This window comes from Paraniabella hibiscisoli (assembly GCF_022512515.1).
Lineage (GTDB): Bacteria > Bacteroidota > Bacteroidia > Chitinophagales > Chitinophagaceae > Niabella > Niabella hibiscisoli.
On sequence record NZ_JAKWBK010000001.1, the window covers coordinates 4,192,066 to 4,214,056 of the forward strand.

Annotated in this window: 20 protein-coding genes and 4 pseudogenes; 6 read left to right on the plus strand and 18 right to left on the minus strand. The window is 41.6% G+C overall.

Going from position 1 to position 21,991, the window contains the following annotated elements; genetic code table 11:
• Position 1: 1 nt before the first annotated feature.
• Entirely contained in the window at positions 2-448 is a 447-nt protein-coding gene (locus tag MKP07_RS39580; protein WP_262919479.1) for a fatty acid desaturase family protein, read from the minus strand.
• Positions 449-2,059: 1,611 nt separating this feature from the next.
• On the opposite strand from MKP07_RS39580, the gene MKP07_RS25880 reads away from it, so the two are divergent.
• From MKP07_RS25880 to MKP07_RS25890, 3 genes are all read left to right on the plus strand, one after another.
• The gene (locus tag MKP07_RS25880) at positions 2,060-2,314 is read left to right on the plus strand and encodes a hypothetical protein (RefSeq protein WP_240850097.1); all 255 of its coding nucleotides are present in this window, start codon (positions 2,060-2,062) and stop codon (positions 2,312-2,314) included.
• Between the two features lie 732 nt (positions 2,315-3,046).
• Positions 3,047-3,262, plus strand: coding sequence for a hypothetical protein (locus tag MKP07_RS25885; RefSeq protein WP_240850099.1), 216 nt, complete (start codon positions 3,047-3,049; stop codon positions 3,260-3,262).
• A 15-nt stretch (positions 3,263-3,277) separates the two neighbouring features.
• Positions 3,278-3,538: a hypothetical protein gene (locus MKP07_RS25890; RefSeq protein WP_240850100.1), complete on the plus strand. Its 261-nt coding sequence runs from the start codon at positions 3,278-3,280 to the stop codon at positions 3,536-3,538.
• Between the two features lie 356 nt (positions 3,539-3,894).
• Here MKP07_RS25890 and MKP07_RS41420 read toward each other — a convergent pair whose 3' ends face one another.
• The 3 genes from MKP07_RS41420 to MKP07_RS25905 form a co-directional block, all read right to left on the minus strand.
• A complete protein-coding gene (locus MKP07_RS41420) occupies positions 3,895-4,182 on the minus strand; it encodes an OST-HTH/LOTUS domain-containing protein (protein ID WP_317236107.1) in 288 nt (95 codons plus the stop codon).
• 7 nt (positions 4,183-4,189) lie between these two features.
• Positions 4,190-4,633, minus strand: a complete 444-nt coding sequence (locus MKP07_RS25900; RefSeq protein ID WP_240850103.1) for an NYN domain-containing protein — start codon at positions 4,631-4,633, stop codon at positions 4,190-4,192.
• Between the two features lie 65 nt (positions 4,634-4,698).
• On the minus strand, positions 4,699-4,965 hold the full coding sequence (locus MKP07_RS25905; protein ID WP_240850105.1) for a hypothetical protein: 267 nt from the start codon (positions 4,963-4,965) through the stop codon (positions 4,699-4,701).
• Between the two features lie 1,839 nt (positions 4,966-6,804).
• Between MKP07_RS25905 and MKP07_RS25910 the strand changes: the two genes are divergently transcribed.
• The 3 genes from MKP07_RS25910 to xylA all read left to right on the plus strand — a co-directional run bounded on the left by MKP07_RS25910 (position 6,805) and on the right by xylA (position 10,099).
• Positions 6,805-7,656: a transketolase gene (locus MKP07_RS25910; protein ID WP_240850107.1), complete on the plus strand. Its 852-nt coding sequence runs from the start codon at positions 6,805-6,807 to the stop codon at positions 7,654-7,656.
• 36 nt (positions 7,657-7,692) lie between these two features.
• Complete coding sequence (locus MKP07_RS25915) at positions 7,693-8,646, plus strand: transketolase family protein (protein ID WP_240850109.1); 954 nt, start codon at positions 7,693-7,695, stop codon at positions 8,644-8,646.
• 124 nt (positions 8,647-8,770) lie between these two features.
• Entirely contained in the window at positions 8,771-10,099 is a 1,329-nt protein-coding gene (gene xylA, locus MKP07_RS25920) for a xylose isomerase (protein WP_240850111.1), read from the plus strand.
• Between the two features lie 249 nt (positions 10,100-10,348).
• On the opposite strand, the gene MKP07_RS25925 is transcribed toward xylA, so the two are convergent.
• The 14 genes and pseudogenes from MKP07_RS25925 to MKP07_RS39600 all read right to left on the minus strand — a co-directional run bounded on the left by MKP07_RS25925 (position 10,349) and on the right by MKP07_RS39600 (position 21,953).
• The gene (locus MKP07_RS25925) at positions 10,349-11,701 is read right to left on the minus strand and encodes a sialate O-acetylesterase (RefSeq protein WP_240850113.1); all 1,353 of its coding nucleotides are present in this window, start codon (positions 11,699-11,701) and stop codon (positions 10,349-10,351) included.
• The gene (locus MKP07_RS25930) at positions 11,638-12,138 is read right to left on the minus strand and encodes a hypothetical protein (RefSeq protein ID WP_240850115.1); all 501 of its coding nucleotides are present in this window, start codon (positions 12,136-12,138) and stop codon (positions 11,638-11,640) included. The genes MKP07_RS25925 and MKP07_RS25930 overlap by 64 nt, the downstream gene beginning before the upstream one ends.
• A 95-nt stretch (positions 12,139-12,233) precedes the next feature.
• A complete protein-coding gene (locus MKP07_RS25935; RefSeq protein ID WP_240850117.1) occupies positions 12,234-13,286 on the minus strand; it encodes a glycoside hydrolase family 43 protein in 1,053 nt (350 codons plus the stop codon).
• Between the two features lie 86 nt (positions 13,287-13,372).
• Positions 13,373-13,864 (minus strand): MFS transporter, encoded by a 492-nt coding sequence (locus tag MKP07_RS39585; protein WP_262919480.1) that lies wholly within the window; start codon positions 13,862-13,864, stop codon positions 13,373-13,375.
• Positions 13,821-14,624, minus strand: a complete 804-nt coding sequence (locus tag MKP07_RS39590; protein WP_317235895.1) for an MFS transporter — start codon at positions 14,622-14,624, stop codon at positions 13,821-13,823. Before MKP07_RS39590 ends, MKP07_RS39585 begins: the two co-directional genes overlap by 44 nt.
• Positions 14,625-14,848: 224 nt before the next feature.
• A pseudogene (locus MKP07_RS42965) lies at positions 14,849-15,978 on the minus strand (endo-1,4-beta-xylanase).
• 17 nt (positions 15,979-15,995) lie between these two features.
• Positions 15,996-16,402, minus strand: a pseudogene (locus MKP07_RS42970) (hypothetical protein).
• A gap of 59 nt (positions 16,403-16,461) precedes the next feature.
• Complete coding sequence (locus MKP07_RS25955; protein ID WP_240850119.1) at positions 16,462-16,884, minus strand: hypothetical protein; 423 nt, start codon at positions 16,882-16,884, stop codon at positions 16,462-16,464.
• Positions 16,866-17,978, minus strand: a pseudogene (locus MKP07_RS25960) (glycosyl hydrolase 115 family protein); the annotation flags it as partial. The pseudogene MKP07_RS25960 and the gene MKP07_RS25955, both read right to left, overlap by 19 nt.
• A gap of 46 nt (positions 17,979-18,024) precedes the next feature.
• On the minus strand, positions 18,025-18,189 hold the full coding sequence (locus MKP07_RS25965) for a hypothetical protein (protein WP_240850123.1): 165 nt from the start codon (positions 18,187-18,189) through the stop codon (positions 18,025-18,027).
• A 29-nt stretch (positions 18,190-18,218) separates the two neighbouring features.
• Complete coding sequence (locus MKP07_RS25970) at positions 18,219-18,587, minus strand: hypothetical protein (RefSeq protein ID WP_240850124.1); 369 nt, start codon at positions 18,585-18,587, stop codon at positions 18,219-18,221.
• Positions 18,588-18,682: 95 nt separating this feature from the next.
• Positions 18,683-20,846 (minus strand): annotated as a pseudogene (locus MKP07_RS42975) (alpha-glucuronidase family glycosyl hydrolase).
• A 130-nt stretch (positions 20,847-20,976) separates the two neighbouring features.
• Positions 20,977-21,471, minus strand: a complete 495-nt coding sequence (locus MKP07_RS39595; RefSeq protein WP_317235896.1) for a substrate-binding domain-containing protein — start codon at positions 21,469-21,471, stop codon at positions 20,977-20,979.
• Positions 21,462-21,953, minus strand: a complete 492-nt coding sequence (locus MKP07_RS39600; RefSeq protein ID WP_262919481.1) for a LacI family DNA-binding transcriptional regulator — start codon at positions 21,951-21,953, stop codon at positions 21,462-21,464. Before MKP07_RS39600 ends, MKP07_RS39595 begins: the two co-directional genes overlap by 10 nt.
• Positions 21,954-21,991: the final 38 nt, after the last annotated feature.

Consider the following 21,991-nt stretch of genomic DNA (forward strand, 5'->3'; position numbering starts at 1 on the left):
TTTAATTAGATCTTGTTTTTGTAACGGCTAAGCCTGATAAAGTCTTTTGAAGTGATCCAAGAAATGGTGGACAGTCCGTAGAATAACCACACATAATAATGCTGAAAGGGGTGCAAGCGGTTCTTTTTAGCATGCGGAGAAAACCGGAGAAAAAGGGCGCATTGATATCGTCGTCATGTTCATCAATATTGGTGAAGCTATGATGCAATACATTATGTTGCAACTTCCATACTTCGTCGCTGGCTCCAATGATATTCATCGTATAGCCCATCCACTTGTTCAATACCTTACTTTTGGAGTAGGAGCCGTGCAACGCATCGTGCATAACGCCCATGCCTATCCCCGCCATGCCAAAGCCGCTAAGTATGAATAAGCAAAACAGTTGCCATACCTGAGTAATTCCGCTAAAGCAGATGACAGCCAGGGGTACAAAGTAAAGAGACAACATGAAACCGGTTTTAAACACCATGTCACGGTTGCCAAACCGGTTTTTGCCGTTTATCTTTAAATAATGTTGAACACGCGTTTTTAATGTGGTAGAAAAATCGGCTGCCTCCGATTTTTTGAAGGATAACTTTTTAATAAAATTTATTTTATATGTATGAATAAGTTCTTAAAGGCCAGTAGCCTTAAGCGGGTTTTTCTAAAAAAGTAGAAACTTATTACAAGAATGGAGGTATCGGGAGAAAATTTGCGTTAAAGCAAGCTAAATACTCATTGCAATTTGCAACACACTTTGAAAGAGTTTGTGTTAAATATCTACAACACCAGGCAAAGGTAGGCGAAAATATTATAACATAGTAGAATATAGATTCAAGAGCTGCTAAATGATCGTTAAATACAAGAATTTGAGGTGATAGTGATATTCTCAAAAAATAGTTCTTTTAAAAGGCAAGCTTATCCGCCGGCTGCACAATAAACGCTACAAAAGCATAGATCAACTATATTTGAGGATTATCTATTGTAGAAGATAATTCACAAACGAGCTGCGATTTGACATGGGAGAAATTTTAATGGTTTAATATGATGCTCCTATTAAAGAGGTAGCTAGGAATGACACTTGCCAGCCAACACGGTTATGGCTCTGCTTATTTTCAAACTGCGACACCAATTGAATTTTGACACCAACTATGATACCGCAATAGGGAAAAGGACAAAGGTCATAATACAACATCGGCCATCGCTAAAACAGATGGCTACACCTTAGCGCATTATAAATTTGAAATGCTCGGCTGCATATTTGACTTCAGCGAGGAGACAGCATATTCTATACTTTTATTTTTTCTTTTGGCAAGGCCTTAAACTACCAAGCTGATCGTGAATTGATTTAACGAGGTGATCAAAACTCGGGTGTTAATGCCCATGCTTTTGAGTAAAATGCTAACCAGTTTAAGTGACTCTATAGTAAGGGTATATCCGTGAATTATTTCTGAATTCAGGGTTGAATTGAACCAGCCAGTGCTCTACAAGCTGCTGTTGTATGAATTCATTCCTATCGCCATATTTGCTAATTTATTATGTCCGCCCATTTTTAAAGCGTATCTTCGTTAGACTTCGCTTGGTTAGTGAGTTGAATATTTTTTAAGTGCGCGTTAATTACTCACGAGTTTTCGATTTTAGATTGCTTCTTCCTGGGTGTTTCTTGGTTTTCGGGAACATAGCATGTAATGTGTATTGGCAATATCGCCGTTTAATTTTAGAATTTGTTTATAAGATACCTTCCTTCCGGAACTGACTATTAATGAAATTTTTGCAGACTTCGAGGTTGCTGGTTGCATACCATTTGGAAGATGAGCACCAGGTAGCGTAGGTTGGTGTTACATATCAAAAACGCTAAGATTTTACTTTTATATTTTGTGTTCCCTGCTGTTGCTGGTGTTTTCAGCTCTTCGCTCATATAACAGCAACCTGTTTCCCTATTACTATCTCTAATGTTGGAAATGGCTGGGATTGGGGTGTTCGGTTATTAGTATAAATGTAAATGGTTCGTAAAGAAATATTCTTAGAACTAGTATGTTTCTGCGATAGTTTGATGTGTAGTAATTTAATGTTATAATATATGAAATATAGTTTTAGCCTTGCTCCTTGTGAAATGTACAGAAGCGATGAAGATATAAAGGCGGATGCCCGCCGATGGGTAGTAAACAAGATAGCTTATTTAATGGAAGAGGTCAAGGTCGAAAAAGGGAAGTTGAAATGTAAAATTGACGTGGATCGTTTCCTTGTGGAGATCGAATTATGTAATGTTTCAGCGGATTTGTGTGAGAGAATTGTTTCCCGTGTTGGTGAACCAGTTATAGATGTAGCAGCTTAATGCTGGTTGTGTATTTCACACACTAGCCCAACTGCTTTATGAGGTTTCTGCCCGGAAATTTCAAAACATCCATGCTTGTTATTACGAACAAGTAAACGTGCAGTACTCTTTAGGATTTGGAATAGGTGTTTATTTTAAGGCTTTGTAGCCGATTCTGCCCACGATCAAAAGTAACAGCTACTACAACCTTACAGCTATACAACGATCCTCACCGTTAGAAGCAAATAGGTATACAACAGAAATTCAAGAGAATTCATAGATGTTTGCTATCGTCAAGAGCCTTTCGAAACTGTAGCTTTCCAGCCTTTGGAGCTGGTCGAAGAAATGATAGGTGCCATATGTTGGTTTAAATCAATAGATACAGGCCTTTGGAGTAGGCCACACTTCAATCCAGGATGGAGATCTTTGTATGTCAGTTTTTAGAGGCGGTCGTAATGGATTGTATGACAAGTAAGCATATTAGCCGTTTTATCGGTATAGCAGTGCTTAGCTCAGTTCTATTGAATGTTATACTGTTAGGGCATATTATTATTTTCGATTTCCATCGGTTGTAAAGTTTATAAGAAGATGCGAGATATAATGTTTACCTTTCAGGGAACAACAGTCAACAGAAAGAGGAATACACATCTACACCACTCTATTGCAACCTGCGCCCACTTGTGTCTTATTATTACTGCCACTGTATAATTTATCAACTTGTCCGTAATAAAAATGGACAGCAAAATATAGCGAATGAATAAAGATGATTCAATGGCCCTGTCTTTTTTAAAAGTAACGTTGAATGGTGAAGAGCTGATTCTTAGTAACGTATTTGTAACCGGTGATGCCATACCTTTTTGGCAAGCGGAAAAACAAACCCTGATAGATCTGGCTTCCTGGTACTGGTATAGAGATACGGATCGGGAAGACCCTATTTACATAGTAACGGAAAGAAAGGCACTTGGTTAAATTAAATTTGTTCTTATGACCACTAGTAAAGAAGTATTTGACTATGTTAAACTATTAAGTGCTAAAACGCTTAATCCGCAAATACGTATTCGTTTATCCGATTTATTATCTGAGTTTCCCATCTCGGCAGAAAAGGTACTTGTTCTGCTGGTAGAGTTAGAGAACAGAAGATTGATTGATATCCACAGAGGTAAGATTCCTACTATCAGTCTTACCAGGTATGGAATTCAGAATAGTAACCCAGGAGGAGGGCTTGATAGTTATGAAAACTGCTGAGGGGAAAATTAACCTGCCAGGCTTATACACCTGAAGTATATTATGAGATTTTTATGCTCACACTTTCGAAAGAGTGTAAGGTATGACCCGTTTATTGCAATAATAATATAACTGTGGTAGTGGAAAATGGGGTAAAAGTGTTATGGAATCGCCGATATTAAAACTGGGCATAATTTGAAGATACGTTTTTTATAGCTTTTCCGTTGCCCGCGTTATTTTAACACAGATCATTACCTATGAATATCGAAGCATTACTACGTTAAGATACAGTTAAGTATTTCTTTTAAAGCAGTCAGATTTCCCGGTGCACTACATTTTATTCGTCATTGGTTTTTATGTAATCTACATACGTCTTTTCATCTTTTCCTGACGAAAATATGCCTGACATTAGGAATGCCGGATTCGCGTTCATCAATTTCAAACCGGTCAATATCTTTGATCAAGGGAAGCAACTTTGAAAATCCAAAAATTCTCGGATCGAAGTCGGGTTTTTTCTTGATGATAAAATTACCAAGGTCTCCTAAAAAAGCCCATCCTGATTCATCTGCGAGATCTGCTATACTATCTGAAATTAATTTTACAGTATCAGGGTTGATATTACTGTTGGATTTGTGCTTAGCTTTTTGTTTTCGACCCGGCGAAATATTTTTTCTACCGGAGGATTATTGTTGAGAATTTCCAGGTAGATGAATTGGTCACACGCAGAAATAAAAGGCTGAGGTGTTTTTTCTCACCGAAACCAATAACCCGCATACCGGCTTCCCGTAACCTTGTAGCCAGCCGCGTGAAGTCACTATCACTTGAAACGATACAAAATCCTGTAACTTTATCTGAATATAGAATATCCATTGCATCTATGATCAGCGCACTATCGCTGGAATTCTTTCCTTTTGTATAACTGTATTGTTGAATAGGTGTTATGGCATTTTCTAATAGTACACTTTTCCACCCGGCTACTGTTGGTTTGGTCCAATCCGCATAGATGCGCTTTACGGTAGGTGTTCCCATCTTAGAAATTTCTTCCATCATGGCTTTTACGTTTGCGTAGGGCACGTTGTCTGCATCGATTAATACAGCAAGTTTATCATCGGTCATTTTGTGTAACAGTTTAAAGTTTAGATAGCTTGATTGACCAAGCTTTTCTTAAAGGTACTAATGTTTTAATTAGTGCCGTTTATTATAAATATTTTATAGGTTTTGCAACAAACAGTATCTGTGTTTATCCCGGTTCCAACAGAAGCCAAAAGAATAGTATAGCCTGGGGTTATTTCATGCCTGGACATATGATTCGTTCGTAATAAACGGAATAGGTTAGCAATAGTAGCTACTGAACTATTGCCCAGCCATATTATGCGCATAGGCATTACATTTTCAGGTACAATAGCTCCATAAAGTTTATAGAACCTTTGTGCGATCCCTTCATCCATTTCTTATAGCCTTGGTAAAAGATGGCCCTCTTACACTTTTTTTATTAAAAAATTTCTTGTCTTCGAATAGATAGGTAGAGCGTGTGAAAAATTGCCTGAAGCCCTGTATTGACGAATATTTGACACGTTTATTCGCAAAAGATCTATAGACAAAAAGTGACTATTCCAGTCTCGGGAACGATTAAATGTTAAAATCAATGATTTATAACATTTTTATTTTTATCAGTCACGTTTTTAGTCACTTTTTACCGCTTACGCCCACTTTATTTGACTAAAAAAAGGCTTACAAAATGACTGACATTTCAAATCATCTGAACCCCGAGCGTGTAAAAGCATTTGAATTCCTTTTATCCAAAAATCATCGGCAACGGTTTGACCTGCCTGGCTGGATTCCAACTGGCACACACATTTTTCAACTCCATCAGCAAGCTGCTTTCGAACAGTCTCTTAACAGAATTTCTTTAATACTTTGCAAAAGGAAAATCCAAACCAGAATACTGCTTAATACATGATTGTATCACCTTTAAAATTGTGCAGTTGTGAATATCTTAGCGATTCCGAACAGAAAAGGCGACAAAATTTATATTCGTATGATCTTGGGAGCTGGGGTGCAGGCAGTTGCATAACCACCGGTGTTTTCACATATACGAGGCCAATAAATCAAAGTCAAAAAAATCACAACGCTGAAGCAATTAAGCTACTTCCTGTTAAGAAAAGTGAAGCCATATTGAACCAGCAGTCCATCGGAAAACGGTTTATTCCAAAGCATAGATTCAAAGAAATTTCCTGAATTTATTATAAAGGGTATATCAGGAAGCACAGTTGTGATAATAACAGACATTTGCAAAATAGCTTCACGCAATTTAAAATCTTTATCGATTAGGGATATATTTCACCTACAGACATCAACGAAGAGCTTTGTTTAGATTTTAGAAAATTTCTCCTAGGATAACTTTACCGGGGAAAGGCCTATGAACTACTATGCAAGATTTAAACGAGTGGTAAAAGCCGAAACCAAGGTAAAATATTTCTTAATTAATCCGGCTGAAGATATCAACTGTAAGACTTATCATTGTGCGCGTATTAAGGAGATTGTGGAGGCTAAAGATTATCGAAAACTACTTGCAACACCTTGTCTTAACCAGGAAGTCGGCGACGCCTTTATTTTCTGCTTATATACCGGTCTCAGATGGGCAGATGTTTCGATTTTAAAAACGATACGATATAAACGGCGAATCATTAACGAACCAGCTGATTCAAGCAAAAAACCGGGAAACCTGCGGTGCTTACATTGCATCAAAATGCACGACAAATAACATCCCTAAATCTTAGGTATTTATATAAAACTTCGATTGTAATGTAACTGGCATAACAGATTCTTATTACAGCGTGGAGGTTAAGAAATGTTGGTGGCGCTAGTTCCGAGGGCTGGTGCTATAGTAATCACTTTTCATACTTAGATAGCGGGATAGTTTACCTTCCAACAAATAAAAAGGGCCAGAAATTGAAAAATTCCCAGCCCGCTGCGAACGTAAAACGATTAAATAGCTATCGCAGCAACGATTGACTAGTAAATATACAATCGATTTCATTTCAGATAGTAATTTGATTGCGTTTTATCTTGTTGCCTGTAATCGCCTTCCACAAGCATTATGTTATTGATCTATTCGATCATGGGCAGAACTGAAGAATGAGCAATTAATGCGATAAATGGGAAGTTGTTGTAATTTTAATACAATCGATTGCATTTTCATAAAATACACTTAGGTTTGCATGGATTTTTCGATAGCAGGCCGGGTTCAATTACACTTCAAAAAATAAGATTTTAAATAACATTTAATGAAAAAGGAATTTTCAATTACTGAATTGCAGGATGTTGCAACGCAGGTAAGGCGGGATATTGTCCGCATGGTTCACGGTTGCCAGTCGGGTCACCCCGGCGGATCGCTTGGGTGCACCGACTTTCTCGTTGCTCTTTATTTCAGGGTAATGAAGCATAATCCCTCATTTAATATGGAAGGGGCTAATGAGGATCTATTCTTCCTGTCTAATGGTCATATCTCCCCGTTATTATATTCGGTGTTGGCTCGCAGCGGTTACTTTGATATTGCAGAGCTCAGCACATTTAGAAAAATCAATTCAAGATTACAGGGGCATCCTACCACACATGAAGGTTTGCCGGGTATTAGGATTTCGTCTGGTTCTTTAGGTCAGGGCCTTTCCGTAGCGATCGGCGCTGCCATAACCAAGAAACGAAAGGGAGATTCAAACCTGGTTTTTTCATTACATGGCGATGGAGAATTACAGGAAGGTCAGATATGGGAGGCGGCTTTGTTTGCCCCCGCTAAAAAAATTGACAACCTCATTGTAACGGTCGATGTAAACGGACAACAGATAGATGGATCGGTAGAAGATGTATTGTCTATGGGAGATCTGAAGGCCAAGTGGTTGGCTTTTGGCTGGGATGTGGTTGAAATGAATGGGAACCTTATGGCTGAAGTTCTGGAAGGGTTGGAATTGGCTAGAAGCAAAACTTTTAAAGGAAAACCTGTAGTGATTTTGATGAAGTCTGATATGGGACATGGCGTGAGTTTCATGACGGGCTCGCATAAATGGCATGGCGTTGCGCCTAATGATGAACAGCTTGGCATTGCACTTTCCGAACTTCCTTCAACCCTGGCAGACTATTAAGACCTCACCAACCAATCATTTAAATAGCTTAAAACAATGACTAAATATACAGTTACAGATAAGAAAGATACCCGTTCCGGATTTGGTGCGGGTTTGGTAGAAGCCGCAAGAAGAAATGACAGCGTGGTAGCACTTTGTGCAGATCTGATCGGCTCTCTGAAAATGGAAGCTTTCATTAAAGAGTTTCCCGAAAGATTTACACAGGTAGGGATCGCCGAAGCGAATATGATGGGTATCGCTGCCGGAATGTCTATTGGCGGGGAAATTCCCTTTACAGGAACCTTTGCAAATTTTTCAACCGGCAGGGTTTATGATCAGATCCGGCAAAGCATTGCGTACAGTGGTAAGAATGTAAAGATGTGTGCTTCCCATGCGGGGCTTACATTAGGAGAAGATGGTGCAACACATCAGATACTGGAGGATATTGGTATGATGAAAATGTTGCCCGGAATGACGGTTATCAATCCCTGCGATTATAATCAAACTAAAGCCGCCACCATAGCGATTGCTGATTTTGAAGGACCTGTTTATTTAAGGTTTGGCCGCCCGGTAGTGCCCGTTTTTACCAGCGAAGACCAGGTTTTTGAAATAGGAAAAGCATGGATGGTGAATGAAGGATCGGATGTAAGCATATTTGCTACCGGGCATTTGGTTTGGAAAGCTATTCAGGCCGCTGAACAACTGGAAGAAATGGGCATTAAAGCAGAAATAATAAACATCCATACGATTAAGCCTTTGGATGAAGAAGCAGTTTTAAGGTCAATTGCGAAAACCAGGTGTGCCGTGAGCGCTGAAGAACATAACAGAATTGGAGGTCTGGGCGATAGTATTGCTCAACTATTAATTAAGAACGACCCGGTACCGCAGGAGTTTGTTGCAACCAACGACAGTTTTGGCGAAAGCGGCAAACCAGCGGAGTTAATGGATAAGTATGGACTGAATGCTGCCAGCATTGTAAAAGCGGCTCAAAAGGCAATGCAGCGTAGATAAACTATTTCACCGCATTTAAGCTAGGCGTATTGGCCCTGCTGTAAGAGCAGATAAGAAAGGTAGAAATATTTGATAAAACGATTTTGCTTCTATAAATTCTAAAATTTTAAACACATAATCTATTATGAGCGTATTATTAGGTGATCAGGAGTACTTTAAAAGTATTCCTCAGATAAAATATGAAGGTCCTGAGAGCGATAATCCTATGGCATTTCGCTGGTACGATGAGAACAGGGTAGTAGCTGGCAAAACATTAAAAGAGCATTTTAGGTTTGCCTGCGCCTACTGGCATTCATTCTGTAACAATGGCAACGATCCCTTTGGCCCGGGCACACATGTTTTTGGATGGAACAGTAAAACTGATGCGGTTGACAGAGCCAAAGACAAAATGGATGCGGCTTTTGAGTTCATCACCAAAATGAACCTGCCTTTTTATTGCTTTCATGATGTAGACCTGGTAGATTACGGAACAGATGTAAATGAAAATGACAGGCGTTTACAGGCAATAACAGCTTATGCTAAACAAAAGCAGGCTGATAGCGGGGTGAAGTTATTATGGGGCACTGCTAATGTGTTCTCCAACCCACGTTATATGAACGGCGCTTCTACCAATCCTGATTTTCATGTATTATCACATGCAGCGGCACAGGTAAAATCGGCTATTGATGCAACAATTGAGCTGGGTGGAGATGGTTATGTTTTCTGGGGCGGGAGAGAAGGGTATATGACCCTGCTTAATACCGATATGAAAAGGGAGAAAGAGCATTTTGCCCGCTTCCTGCATACGGCCAAAGATTATGCACGTAAGAACGGATTTAAAGGTACTTTCCTGATCGAACCCAAGCCGATGGAGCCTACCAAGCACCAGTATGATTACGACTGCGAAACGGTAATTGGCTTTTTGCGTCAGTGGGATCTGCTGGGTGATTTCAAGATCAATATAGAAGTGAACCATGCCACCCTTGCGGGTCATACCTTCCAGCATGAGCTGCAGGTATCTGCTGACGCTGGCGTACTTGGATCATTAGATGCCAACAGGGGCGATTATCAAAACGGATGGGATACCGATCAGTTCCCGAATAATTTAAATGAATTAACTGAAGCCATGCTGATCTTTATGGAAGCAGGAGGACTACAGGGTGGTGGTATTAACTTTGATGCAAAGATCCGTCGTGCATCAACTGACCCTGCTGATTTATTCTATGCACATATAGGTGGTATGGACACTTTTGCAAGAGCACTGATTACTGCAGATAAGATCCTTGCCAATTCAGATTACAGGAAATTAAAGCAGGAGCGCTATGCCTCATTTGATGGGGGCAAAGGCCAGGCTTTTGAGCAAGGGCAATTAACACTGGAAGACCTTCGTGCTTACGCGATAGAAGCCGGAGAGCCTGCTGTTAAAAGTGGTAAACAGGAATACCTGGAGAATATCATTAACAGGTTTATTTAGTTTTTAAGTTGACTTTGCAACACTTTATTCAAAAATAGCCACGCTGTAAAGTGTGGCTATTTTTTATGCGCTGGTTGAACTTATAATTGAAGCATTCGTGGTATTATTACTTCGTGTCTGTTCGGAACGGAACTGCAGGTAATCCTTCTTTATTAAATAAATTAGGATTTACGGGGTTGTCCGCCCAGGCATAGCGAACATATTTTGGCTCGGCAACATCTTCCGCCGAAACAATAATGCGATCTCCATCTATAACAGCTTTGGCCCAAACAAATTGCTTGTCGGCTCCGGCAATAGCAAACTCGAAACTGGTTCGCCATCATTAGTGACAAGACCGCTACCTGAATTGGAAAAGGTGAGTACGATCTTATTACCTTCTGCTACAGAAGATAGCAGGGTAGGGCCGGCATAAACAACATCCTTTTTGTAAGCTATTTTCTCGGCCGCCAGAGCCAGTCTTTCTCCCACTTCTTTTTTACGATCGGGATGAATATCATTCCATTCTCCTAAATCGATAGCTACGGCCATTGCTGTATTGGGTATTGCTAATGATTTTGCCTGAGCCTCCCGGAACATCGCCCAACCTGATTCTCCCGGCACATAACTATAGTCCATAAAACCGGGTAGTTGTACAAAAAAAGGGGCAGCGGGCATTGCCCATTTGGTACGCCAATCCTTGATCATGGCTGGTTGTATGCCCGAATAAGCTTCTGGTTTTCCTGCATTGCTTTCCCCCTGGTACCAGGCAAATCCTTTAAGAGAGAAGGGTATCACCGGCGATAACATCGCATTAAAAAGAGCAGCGGGCTGGTGACTGGCCTGGATGCCACCAACGCCGCTTCCCATACCGCGTACAGGCATGAAAACCTGGCCTACTTTGTATTGCCAGTAACCCGTGAGATCGAGGGTGTCTTTACCTGCTATCAACTGGTAAGCCTTATCAGGCACAAAACCACCTCTGCCGCTATTATTGGTTACCCGAATTACTACAATATTTTTTCCCGCTTTTAGCAAGCCTTCAGGAACTGCATAACGGCGTTGCGGATACATATAAGATGTGTTACCGACCCTCGAGCCGTTTATATAGCACTCGTCAGCATCAACTATCCGGCCCAGGAATACTTTGGCAGGCTTGCCGGTCATAGAGGCAGGTACTTCCACTTCTTTACGAAACCACACTACTCCGTCCAGGTTTTTAATGCCCTGGTCTTCCCAGTATCCCGGAATAGCCATGTTCCGCCATTCTTTCGTTTGATAAGAAGGATCATACCATTTTTCTTCCTGGCCTTTATCTACCGGTCGTTTAGCAGGTGTGCCGCTACCGATACCAGCGGCTCTTTTGCGTAAACTATTGATATAAGAACTGTCCTTGTTTTTTGCAATCGTACTAAGTTGCTCAGGAAACTCAGCAAACCCCTCTTCACTGGTCCATGCTTCAATGGGCGTGCCACCCCAGGTAGCATTGATGATCCCAACCGGAACCTGGTGCGCTGCTGCAATCTTGCTGGCAAAGAAATAGGCCACTACCGAAAAGTCCATCACATTGGCAGCACTAACATGCTTCCATAAGCCGGCGGGTAAATCTGCCTGCCGTTTATCCATGCTCGCCACATTAGGTATTTTAAACTGCCTGATATTGGGATTATTAGCTTGTAATATTTTTCATCAGCATAAATAACATCATGCTGGCGCATCGTATGCTCCATATTAGACTGGCCTGAAAATAGCCAGACTTCGCCCACTAAGATATCATTCAGTACAATGTTGTTTTTGCCGGATATTTCCATCCTGTAAGGCCCGCCTGCCCGGGTAGGCGCCAGTTGCGCAGCCCATTTACCTGAATTGTTGGTGGTGGTTTTATATACCTTATTATTGAATTTGATAGTAACTTTCTCCCCGGCTGAAGCCCACCCCCAAATATTTAATTTCGTATCACGCTGCAAAACCATACTATCACGAATGATCCGGGGAAGATTTACCTGCGCCGGGATTGCAAGGGAAACAGATAAGAAGCAACTAGCCAATAAAACTTTTAACATCGCTTTTGTTGAGTGGGTTATTCAGGTGATCAGCCTGATCTTGCATCAGGCACAACGCTAAAAACTTAAATTTCCGTAGGCAATTAGAAACTGTATTATGCCAGAACATTTAAATCCTGGTAAGGATCTAATGTTTTGATATATCCATTTTCATCGTGTTTAATTTTTGCAACTTTTATGCTGCGCAGATGCGTTACACCCTTACTAAGACTGCTATCATGATAAAAAAGATACCAGTCGCCTTTATATTCAGCAATAGAATGATGCGAGGTCCAGCCAACTACCGGGTTTAAAATGCGTCCCGCGTAAGTGAAAGGGCCATAAGGGTTGTCGCCAACGGCGTAACAAATATAATGGGTATCTCCGGTAGAGTAAGAGAAGTAGTATTTTCCTTTGTATTTATGTAGCCACGATGCCTCAAAGAAGCGACGATCATTATCTCCCTGCAACAAAGGCTGACCAGCTTCATCGGTTATTAAAACATCGCGGGCAGGTTCAGCGAATTCCAGTAAATCATCCGTAAGCCTTGCCACTTTAGCACATAAGGCTGGTTCGAGGTCATGGGGCAAATGCGCAAATGGGCTCTCAGGTTCTGCAGCATTATAACTACCCGTGCGCCAACGCTGCAGTTGTCCGCCCCAGATGCCACCAAAGTACATATAGTAATTTCCGTCATCATCCTTGTATACGGCCGGGTCTATTGAAAAACTATCTTTAATGGCTTCTGGTTGTGGTATAAAAGGGCCTGTAGGAGTATCGGAGACGGCTACCCCTATTTTGAAAATGCCATCGTATCCTTTCGCAGGGAAGAACAGGTAATATCTGCCATCTTTTTCATGAGCATCCGGGGCCCACATCTGTTTTTCGGCCCAGGGAACGTCGTCAACATGAAGTGCAAGGCCGTTGTCAACTGCTTCAGCCTCGGGGCTATCCATTGATATGACATGATAGTCTTCCATTGCAAAATGACTTCCAAGGTCGTCGAAGGCATCTCCAGCATCTACATCATGTGACGGATAGATATAGATTTTGCCGTTAAAAACATGAGCAGAGGGATCTGCCGTGTAAATATGTGAAATTAACGGACTTGAAATAGCTTTTTTATTGAGTTCCTCAAAGTTGATATGTTGTATACTTTCTTCAGGCATGGTGAATGGTGAGTAGTTAATAGTTAATAGGGAGTTGTGAGCATGTGTGTCTTATATTTTGTTTCTTTTTGCTTTCAGATCGGCTTCTATCTGCATTTCCATTTTTTATTGATAGAGTAAAAAAGCAGCAGCGCGCAGGCAATTAAAAACGGAATGGCCGGAAACACGCTTACCAACATCTTAGCGCCGGTAGCCACGGTTTCGGGTTGTATGGCCACCTGTGCTCCGTTGGAGGAAATATACCCGTAATATCCTATAATGGAAGCTACCAGCGCGCTGCCAACGCTCAACCCTACTTTTAGACCAACCATCATAGCTGAGAAAATAATAGCCGTTGCTCTCCGGTTATTTTTCCATTCAGAATAGTCGGCAACGTCGGCAATCATCGCCCAAAGAATCGGTGTGCTGATGCCGTAGAAAAAGCCATGCAGTATTTGCGATATAAACATCATACCGACCGATTTCGGAGGGTAAAATACAAAGAACAGTACAAATAATGTGGAGATGAACAGGGAGGTCAGGAATACATCTCTCTTACCATACTTGTCGGCAAACTTTTTTGAAAAAGTAATGCCCATAATCATCATGATAATACCACCCGGCGTTGAATAGTCCGAAACCGGCTGATTTAGGTTCCTCTCCAAAGAAATTCATTCCGATTGAATGGAAGAAGCCTGTAATAGGGGATATGAAGTGTGTCAGGCTCGTTTCATCAACATAGTTATTGAAGTAGTAGACATAAGAGCCTCCTTTCATGGCCAGGGTGATAAAAATAAAGGTAGTAACCAGTAACATGATCAACCAGGGGCGGTTACCTATCAGGTCTTTGAGATCATTTTTTAACGAAGATTCCTGCTCTGCTGTAGGTATCACCCTTTCCCTGGTGGTAAGAAAAGTGATCAGTAACATTACGGTTCCAATAATGGCCAGCCAGGTCATCACTGCTTCAATTCCGGCGGCTTTATCACCTTTGCCCACTGATAAAATAATGGGGAGCATAAAAACCTGCACGAAAAACTGGGCAAACATTACGGCAACAAACCGATAGGAGGATAGACTGTTCCTTTCTTTCATATCACCCGTGATCACGCCACTTAACGCTGCGTAAGGCAGGTTATTGGCGGCATATAAAAGCAGGAGTAAAGAATAAGTTGCGGCCGCATACATCATCTTTCCTTTGTAAGAGAAATCCGGAGTGCTGAAGGCCAGTAGCGCACATATACCCAGGGGGATCGCTGTAAACAAGATCCAGGGACGAAACTTACCCCATTTCGAGCGGGTTCTGTCTGCGATAGCCCCGATAAAGGGGTTGAAGCCGAAGCCTGCTATTAAACCCACCACCAGCGTAATAATGGATGCGTCCTCTGGCTTTAGTCCATATATATCTGTATAAAAAAAGCCAGGTAAGTTACTAATGTCTGGAAGACCAGATTCGCCGCCAGATCTCCAAGACTATAACCTATTTTTTCTGTTATCGACAGCTTTCCGGAGCCTGATATCATAAGCTTAAATTTGAATATTGATGGGGAAATTCAGAATAATTTACACTTGTTCGTTAATGATTATTTACTGGACTTGAGGGCTATAACACTATAAAATGCTGGCTTGGGTTTGCCCTGCCTGTCAAATAACAGGGGATAGTTGGTACGTCCTCTTATAGGCCAGCCATTCAACCAGCTTTGTCCGTCATGTACGCCCCACATTGTAACGCGCGAAATTTGATCGCGATATTTTAGAAACAATGTAAACAGGTTGGCGTAATCATCCGCCAGTTGTTTCTGTATGGAATCGGGTAACCCGGTTTTATAAGGATTGGATTTTTCGTCCGACTGCATACGTTGGCTAACTTCGGCACCTGTGAAGTTCCTGGGGAGTACCTCTATGTCCAATTCTGTAAATGCTACTTTTATGCCCAGCGCTGCGTATTGCTGTATACTTTCTTCTATTTCTTTAAAAGGTACTTTTCCTACATGCCAATGACCCTGTATCCCTACTCCATCAATTTTTACACCGGCTGCCTGAATTTTTTTAATGATTTCAATACAACCTGCACGTTTTTGGGCTGCTCATTGTTATAGTCATTATAATATAAATCAGCGTGGGGATCTGCGGCTGCAGTTAGACGAAAGGCATCAACAATATAGTTATCACCCAGTTTATTAAGATAAGGTGATTTACGTAAACTGCCATCTTCGTTTAATGCTTCGTTCACTACATCCCAGGACTGAACTTTACCCGCATATCTGGCTGCGACCATTTTGATATGATCGTTAAAAAAGGTTCTCAGGAGTCGGCACTTTGTATGCGGCGTGTAAATGCGGCATTTGGCTATGCCAGATAAGTGTGTGGGCATTAATCGCTATTTTATTTTTTTACCATATTCGATCAGCGCATCAGCCTGGGCAAAATTATATTCACCCCATGATGGACGCATCTCTTCCGCCTTCATCAGGTTCTCGGGTGTGGCTGCATTAAATTGTTGGGGAACGAGGGTGGCTGCGATAGGATCACGACCCTGCACCTGTGGCCAACTCAACGCGGTACCTATCAAAAAATCATCTTTATAAACTTTCTTTAAAGAAGGAATATTGCTGGTTGTAGATTTTTGAGAAGAGCTACAACTGCTTAACATTAAAACGGCGCACGCACCTGCGAAAAAATAGGCGGCTGGCTTTTTGAAATACATGCTCATTTTTTTGATTATTAAAATTACTTTTTAAGGAGTGTTTCCTCAGGTCCTAAATAGCTTGGTTTGAGGCCTCCCAGGTCAATAATTATTTTCTGAATTACCACACCCGGATCCTGTGTATAAATTCGTATAATTTGCTTGCCGGATGCAGCTAAACGATGTCTGCTGCTTTTGATATTTATATTGTTGGTTACCCACTGCGACCATGCTCTTGAGTCAACCGTTTCAGGATTAATGGAAAGGGTTTGAAGGGCATCTCCATTTACCTGTATCGTGTATTGTAGTCCTGTTTTACTGTTTTGAAAATTAAGCGCAGGGGAGAGTAATAGCTGTACTTGAATATTATTTTTCCCGAAGTATATACTTCATATTCAAGGTAAGGGGCCCGGGCAATATCAACGGAACCGGCTTTTGTAAGATCGGGCAATAATGTTATGGCATCCCCTTCTTTGCCGATACCCGAAATAGTCTTCCATTTTGAATGTCCTATATCTTTTTACGGGTATAGTTGGCTGCATTTATCGAAACATAACCGTCTTTTTCGAAGAATAAATTTCCTTTAGCTGTAGCTGGTATGAGTGATGCTGAAGTTTTTGACGCTTTTACAAAGGACGCTAACTGGCCGGATACCGGGTTTTCTACATAGTTTACCTGCGGCATTCGTTGCACACGGGGTTCAGACCATGATGTATAGCCGATGCGCTTTTGGGCCATCATGTGATTCCATTTTCCTGCATTAAGTTCGTGATATTCGATGTTAATTAAAGAGTCGTTAAGGTAAAATTGTTTTACCTGATCGGCACACCTGTTTGCCTGCGAATTATTTTGTTTTGCATAATATTGGTTCCAGGCCAGAGCTATATACATATTTTGCAGGTTGCTATAAGCTTTTACCGGGTGTAATACCAATTGATAGAAAGCCTCTTTATATACACCAGGTATTTTTTGTAAAGCTGCCCGGCTTCTTTCAGCAAGCTGTTCCAGTCGTTGGCTATCCTGTTTGCTTCATTATAGTTCTCAATACTGTATGTTCTGGCTTCCAGCAACTCGGGTTTTCTTCTGGATGAATATACGGCATATTTTTTCATGATCTGGCCGATTAGCTTAGCCTGCCTATCACCAAATTGACGTCCTGCCCAGTGTTCGTAATAGTTATCTATATTGCCGGCATTCCATTTCTTTACGTTCCATGCGAAGTCTAAAAAGAAAGAGGTGGGCAATTCCATCGGTTTCAGATCTCCTACATTTACAATCCATATTTTGTCTACACCATGATTGTAAGCGAGGTTCATTTGTTCCCATACCCTGGCAATATTATTAGTATTCAACCACCGATAGCTTCTAGGCCCTCCAACATAATCAAAGTGATAATATATACCATATCCGCCACTTCTTTTTGGCGCATGGGCTGCAGGCAATCGCCTGATGTTTCCCCAATTGTCATCGCATAATAATAAGGTAACATCGTCGGGTACTTTCATGCCCATATCATAATATTCCTGTACTTCTTTATAGAGTGCCCACATTTGGGGCGTCTCTTTTGCTGGCTTTCCGCTTATTTTCTCAATAATATTTCTTTGGTCTTTTATAATCCCTTCCAGTTGTTCATAGTTCGCCTTCATACTACCCATATCATGCATAGCTTCGTCACCATCGCCCCTCATACCTATCGTGACCATATTGTCGAAGTTCTTGTTACGCCTGAATCCATCTTCCCAGAATTTCAGTAAACCTTCTTTATTGGTATGGTAGTTCCATGCAGCGTTACCAAACTCTTTTCTGTGAGTGCCCCATTCTTTTTGGGCTCTCATCATTGGTTCATGATGGGAAGTGCCCATAACAATGCCATATTCGTCAGCCAGCCGGGGATTAGCCTCGTCATCTTCGTTAAAAGCTTTTCCCCACATTGCAGGCCATAAATAATTGGCTTTTAAGCGTAGTATCAGTTCGAACAGTTGCTCATACATTTTGCTGTTGATGCCTCCGAATTTTTCTCTTGCCCATTCACCGAAGGCGGCTCTTCATCATTGATGAAGATGCCTCTATATTTTACAGAAGGTGAGGCGTAGTGATAGGAACCGTTTTTAAAGTAGGCGGTCGTTTTCTTTTTACAGGTACATCTGCCCACCAATACCAGGGCGATACGCCTAATTGCTCCGAAAGCTCAAATATACCATAGGCTGTTCCCCGCCTGTCGCTTCCCGCTATAACCAATGCGTTTTGAATACCTGGAACCGGTGTATTTACCGTTTGTAAACTGAACGCCTCCCATTGACCCTGTATGTGCTTACATCAATTTTCTTTTTAGACACCAGGTTTTTGATAGCAGTTGAGCCAGGCAATGAACCTATAATGATGAGTTGCTTCTCCGTTGTTGATAATGAGCTGATGATAGCAGGTTTCTTACCAGTAACTGCTTCAATATCCTTTTGTAACAACGAAGCGGCTTTATGTACCAATTCTTCATCATCCGGATCTACATATAGGGCAGTAGCTTTAGAGATGCTAACGACCGGGAAACCAGAGCCATTATTTTTTTCAATAATAAAATTTTGAGCCTTTACAACGAGGCAGGCTACAATGGTAATGATCGTTAAAAATTTTCTTTTCATCTTTTCCTTTTTCCCGTCTTCCGATGATGCTATTGAGGTAAACAACCTGGATTCTATTGGGTGATTAGAATAGCTGTCCCCTTTTGTTTTGTTTGTTATAAATTTCCTCCAATGCCCGGCGCAAAGGGAAACCTCAGCGATTGGTAATAGCGAAGATCTTTATCAGGCTTCTCAAAACCGGGTGGAAATGGCATTTGAGAGAGCGTCTGAAAATACAGCAAACAGGAATTACGCCACCATACAGCCTCCTGTTCCTGAATGCCTAGTAGCATTTTTATATGCTGGTATCTTTCCTGGTCGACCAGCTTTTCTAAACCAGACCATGTTTGCTTCATCCATCGCACCGAATCCACTCCCGCATTGTACCGCAGGCATAGTTCTTCCCAAAGGGTTTTTCCTGTATTTATTTTGTAATTCCACGGTACATGGTGAAACCATAACAGGTACCTGTAATCGCAGGTATCGATATTATTCCATTGTTTTTGTACTGCAGGTGCATACTGAGAAAGCGCGTTGCTTCCTTTGGAGGTTCTATCGAAACCAACTCCGGTTGAGTCCGCCTTATGGTAGTAAACCGGGTTCCAGTCTGCTCTGCCGGCGTCTTTTACCCAAGGGCCCGGACCATAGTGATGGCTGGTTGCCATAATATGATGGAGGCCCAGCGGCGTCATATAATTTACTACCGCTTCTCTCGATGCAAGCATGATTTTTTTACTGACCCTACAAAAGCATTATTATTGTTGAATGTCTGCCGTATCCATTCTTCCGCAATAGCTTCAGAAGACAGATCGTGGTTCCAGGCTAGTCTGCCGAATGCATACCAGTTAGCTTGTCCAAAGAGATGTCCCGTCCAGTTTCTTTCATTGCCGATATTAGCCACCCCGGCAATACCACTTACTGTATGTTGATCTGTACTTCCATCGATAATTTTTGCGACTGTAGAACCCTTGCCTTTTCCATAGGTATCTGAATCCAGGCATTCCTTAAATATAGGAGCGAGGTAAGCAAGGGTTGTTGATTGGCCTAAATATTCCTGCGTGATCTGGAACTCCATCATCAATGGCGTTTGAGGCATGGCGCCAAAAAGGGGAGAGAACGGTTCTCTTGGCTGAAAATCTATTGGGCCGTTTTTAACCTGAACCAGCACATTTTTTTGAACGTACCATCCAGAGGTTTAAATTCAGCATAAGCCTGTTTAAAACGATCGCCGGACGCTATAGTTTGGGTATGAGCGCCAACTGAGCCTTCAGTAAAATGCTCTTCATCTTTTTGCACGCGTACATCATATACAAAAGCCCGCCACATCACTATTCCGCCATAAGGCTGCAGTGCATCCGCAAACATATTGGCGCCATCAGCGTGTGTTTTACCATAACCCTGCGGCCCGGGCTGACCTTCAGAATTGGCTTTAACCAAAAAACCTCCAAAGTCAGGAATAAGCGTATATATTTCGCTGCATTTATGCTTCCACCAGCTAATCACTTCCGGGTTCAGCGGGTCGGCTGTTTTTAGTCCGCCTATTTCAATCGGAGCACTGAATTTGGCGGTCAGGTATACTTTGATTCCGTAGGGTCTGAATACATCAGCAAGGGCTTTAACTTTTACAAGATATTCAGGTGTTAATACCTGTGAATTGGCATTAACATTAGTGAGTACGGTTCCGTTGATACCAAGAGGCATTGGCCCTCGCATAGTCGATATACCTTTGATCGATATATCCAGGAAGTGTGTGCCAGTTCCATATAGAAATTCCGGCATAACCTCTTTCCACGCTGCGGTTCAGGTTGTCCCAATGATTCAGCACCCGGTTTTTAATTTTAGGAACACTGGTAATGGATACATTGCTAATGGGCTGACGTGTCTGAAGTAACTGAATGAAAGCAAACACACCGTATAGCACCCCTATATCTTTATAGGCTGCAATGATGGTCGTATTAATATTATTGAATTTTCGCCGTTGTATGACAAAGCCCTCGTTACCTAAATTAAGGTTACGGGAGGCCAGCAAGTCTTTTATTTCTTTTGAACTTTCGGGGTGCCCATCAAAATGGCATTATTCATAGATGCCTTCAGGCCCGGGATTTTTCTATCCAACATCGTCTCCAGTGCCAGGCGGAGCTCTTGTTCTGCTATCTTTAACGTAGCGGACTGCCCCTTAACCAGGATCCCTGAAATGGCCTGGTTGTATTGCCGGGCCAGGTCAGGCACAGTAATTTTCTGGTAACCCAGCCATAACTTATAGCCATCATCTCCTTTCACTGAACAGCAGGAAAAGAGAATGAGAAAAATGAAGAGACTTTTTTCATAAGTATTTATATAGCTAAGGAAGAATCAGCTTTTTGATTTGTCTTTTGGGAAGACTGGCGGATGACCAGTTTAGAGCTGATGATCACTGTATTGATCTGGTTAATATTGCTAACACCTTTAAGGTGGTTAATGATAGACCTGGCTGCGATCTCACCCATCTCGATACCGGGTAATTGATGGTGGTGAGGGTAGGTGCGATTAAGTGAGAAATCGCATCATTGTTAAATCCCACCACAGCAATATCCCCTGGAACCACCAATTGGTGCTCTGTAAGCGTTTTCATAAATGCGGCTGCAACAAAGTCATTAGTAATAAATGCGCCGTCAGGTAAAGGTTTCATTTTAATTACCTGTTTTGCAGAATTGATTCCGGCATTTTCGCTCAGATCGTTTATAATTACTAACTTCTCGTCGAGCTGTATATTATGATCGAATAACGCATCTTTATAGCCACGATACCGGTCAGCATATACATTCCTTGTAAGACTGGATGTAATATGCGCGATCCTCTTGCAACCCTGATCGATAAGGTGTTTGGTTGCTTCATAGCCACATTTATAATTATCAATTACAACCACAGTATAGTCATTGTTGCGCTCAACCCGGTCAAAAAAATGACTGGAATATCCCGGTCTGCAAATTGTTTGAAGTGGTTAAGATCCCTTGTTTCGAAAGCAAGGGATGCAATAAGCCCATCCACGCGTTTATGGAAGAGGTTCCTGGCATTGGAAACTTCCTTATCGAAACTCTCTGAAGAGTGAGCGATGATCAGGTCATAACCTTCTTTGGCGGTTACTCTTTCTACGCCGGCCAGTACGGCATTGATGAAATTACTGTTCAGCTCATGAATCATGAAACCGATTGTTTTTGTTTCCTTTGTTCTTAAACTGCGAGCAAAAAGGTTGGCCTGGTAGCCCAGCTCAGTAGCCAGGTCAGCGATTCTTTTTCTTGTTTTTTTATGTACAGCCGGATCATCCTTTAATGCACGGCTAACGGTTGCTACAGATACATTGAGTTCTCTGGCAAGGTCATACATGGTAATTTCTTTACCCTTATGCATATGGCAAATAAGTGATTTTTGTAAAGGTATCAAAAAAT

Bases quoted from the DNA above. Each gene is read 5' to 3' on its own strand.
- MKP07_RS25970 (WP_240850124.1), bottom strand. From the start codon at position 18,587: ATGAAAAGAAAATTTTTAACGATCATTACCATTGTAGCCTGCCTCGTT.
- MKP07_RS25930 (WP_240850115.1), bottom strand. From the start codon at position 12,138: ATGTTAAAAGTTTTATTGGCTAGTTGCTTCTTATCTGTTTCCCTTGCA.
- MKP07_RS25915 (WP_240850109.1), top strand. From the start codon at position 7,693: ATGACTAAATATACAGTTACAGATAAGAAAGATACCCGTTCCGGATTT.
- MKP07_RS39580 (WP_262919479.1), bottom strand. From the start codon at position 448: ATGTTGTCTCTTTACTTTGTACCCCTGGCTGTCATCTGCTTTAGCGGA.
- MKP07_RS39600 (WP_262919481.1), bottom strand. From the start codon at position 21,953: ATGCATAAGGGTAAAGAAATTACCATGTATGACCTTGCCAGAGAACTC.
- MKP07_RS25925 (WP_240850113.1), bottom strand. From the start codon at position 11,701: ATGGATAAACGGCAGGCAGATTTACCCGCCGGCTTATGGAAGCATGTT.
- MKP07_RS25905 (WP_240850105.1), bottom strand. From the start codon at position 4,965: ATGGATGAAGGGATCGCACAAAGGTTCTATAAACTTTATGGAGCTATT.
- MKP07_RS25910 (WP_240850107.1), top strand. From the start codon at position 6,805: ATGAAAAAGGAATTTTCAATTACTGAATTGCAGGATGTTGCAACGCAG.
- MKP07_RS39585 (WP_262919480.1), bottom strand. From the start codon at position 13,864: ATGGGCATTACTTTTTCAAAAAAGTTTGCCGACAAGTATGGTAAGAGA.
- MKP07_RS25890 (WP_240850100.1), top strand. From the start codon at position 3,278: ATGACCACTAGTAAAGAAGTATTTGACTATGTTAAACTATTAAGTGCT.
- MKP07_RS25900 (WP_240850103.1), bottom strand. From the start codon at position 4,633: ATGACCGATGATAAACTTGCTGTATTAATCGATGCAGACAACGTGCCC.
- xylA (WP_240850111.1), top strand. From the start codon at position 8,771: ATGAGCGTATTATTAGGTGATCAGGAGTACTTTAAAAGTATTCCTCAG.
- MKP07_RS25885 (WP_240850099.1), top strand. From the start codon at position 3,047: ATGAATAAAGATGATTCAATGGCCCTGTCTTTTTTAAAAGTAACGTTG.
- MKP07_RS25880 (WP_240850097.1), top strand. From the start codon at position 2,060: ATGAAATATAGTTTTAGCCTTGCTCCTTGTGAAATGTACAGAAGCGAT.
- MKP07_RS25935 (WP_240850117.1), bottom strand. From the start codon at position 13,286: ATGCCTGAAGAAAGTATACAACATATCAACTTTGAGGAACTCAATAAA.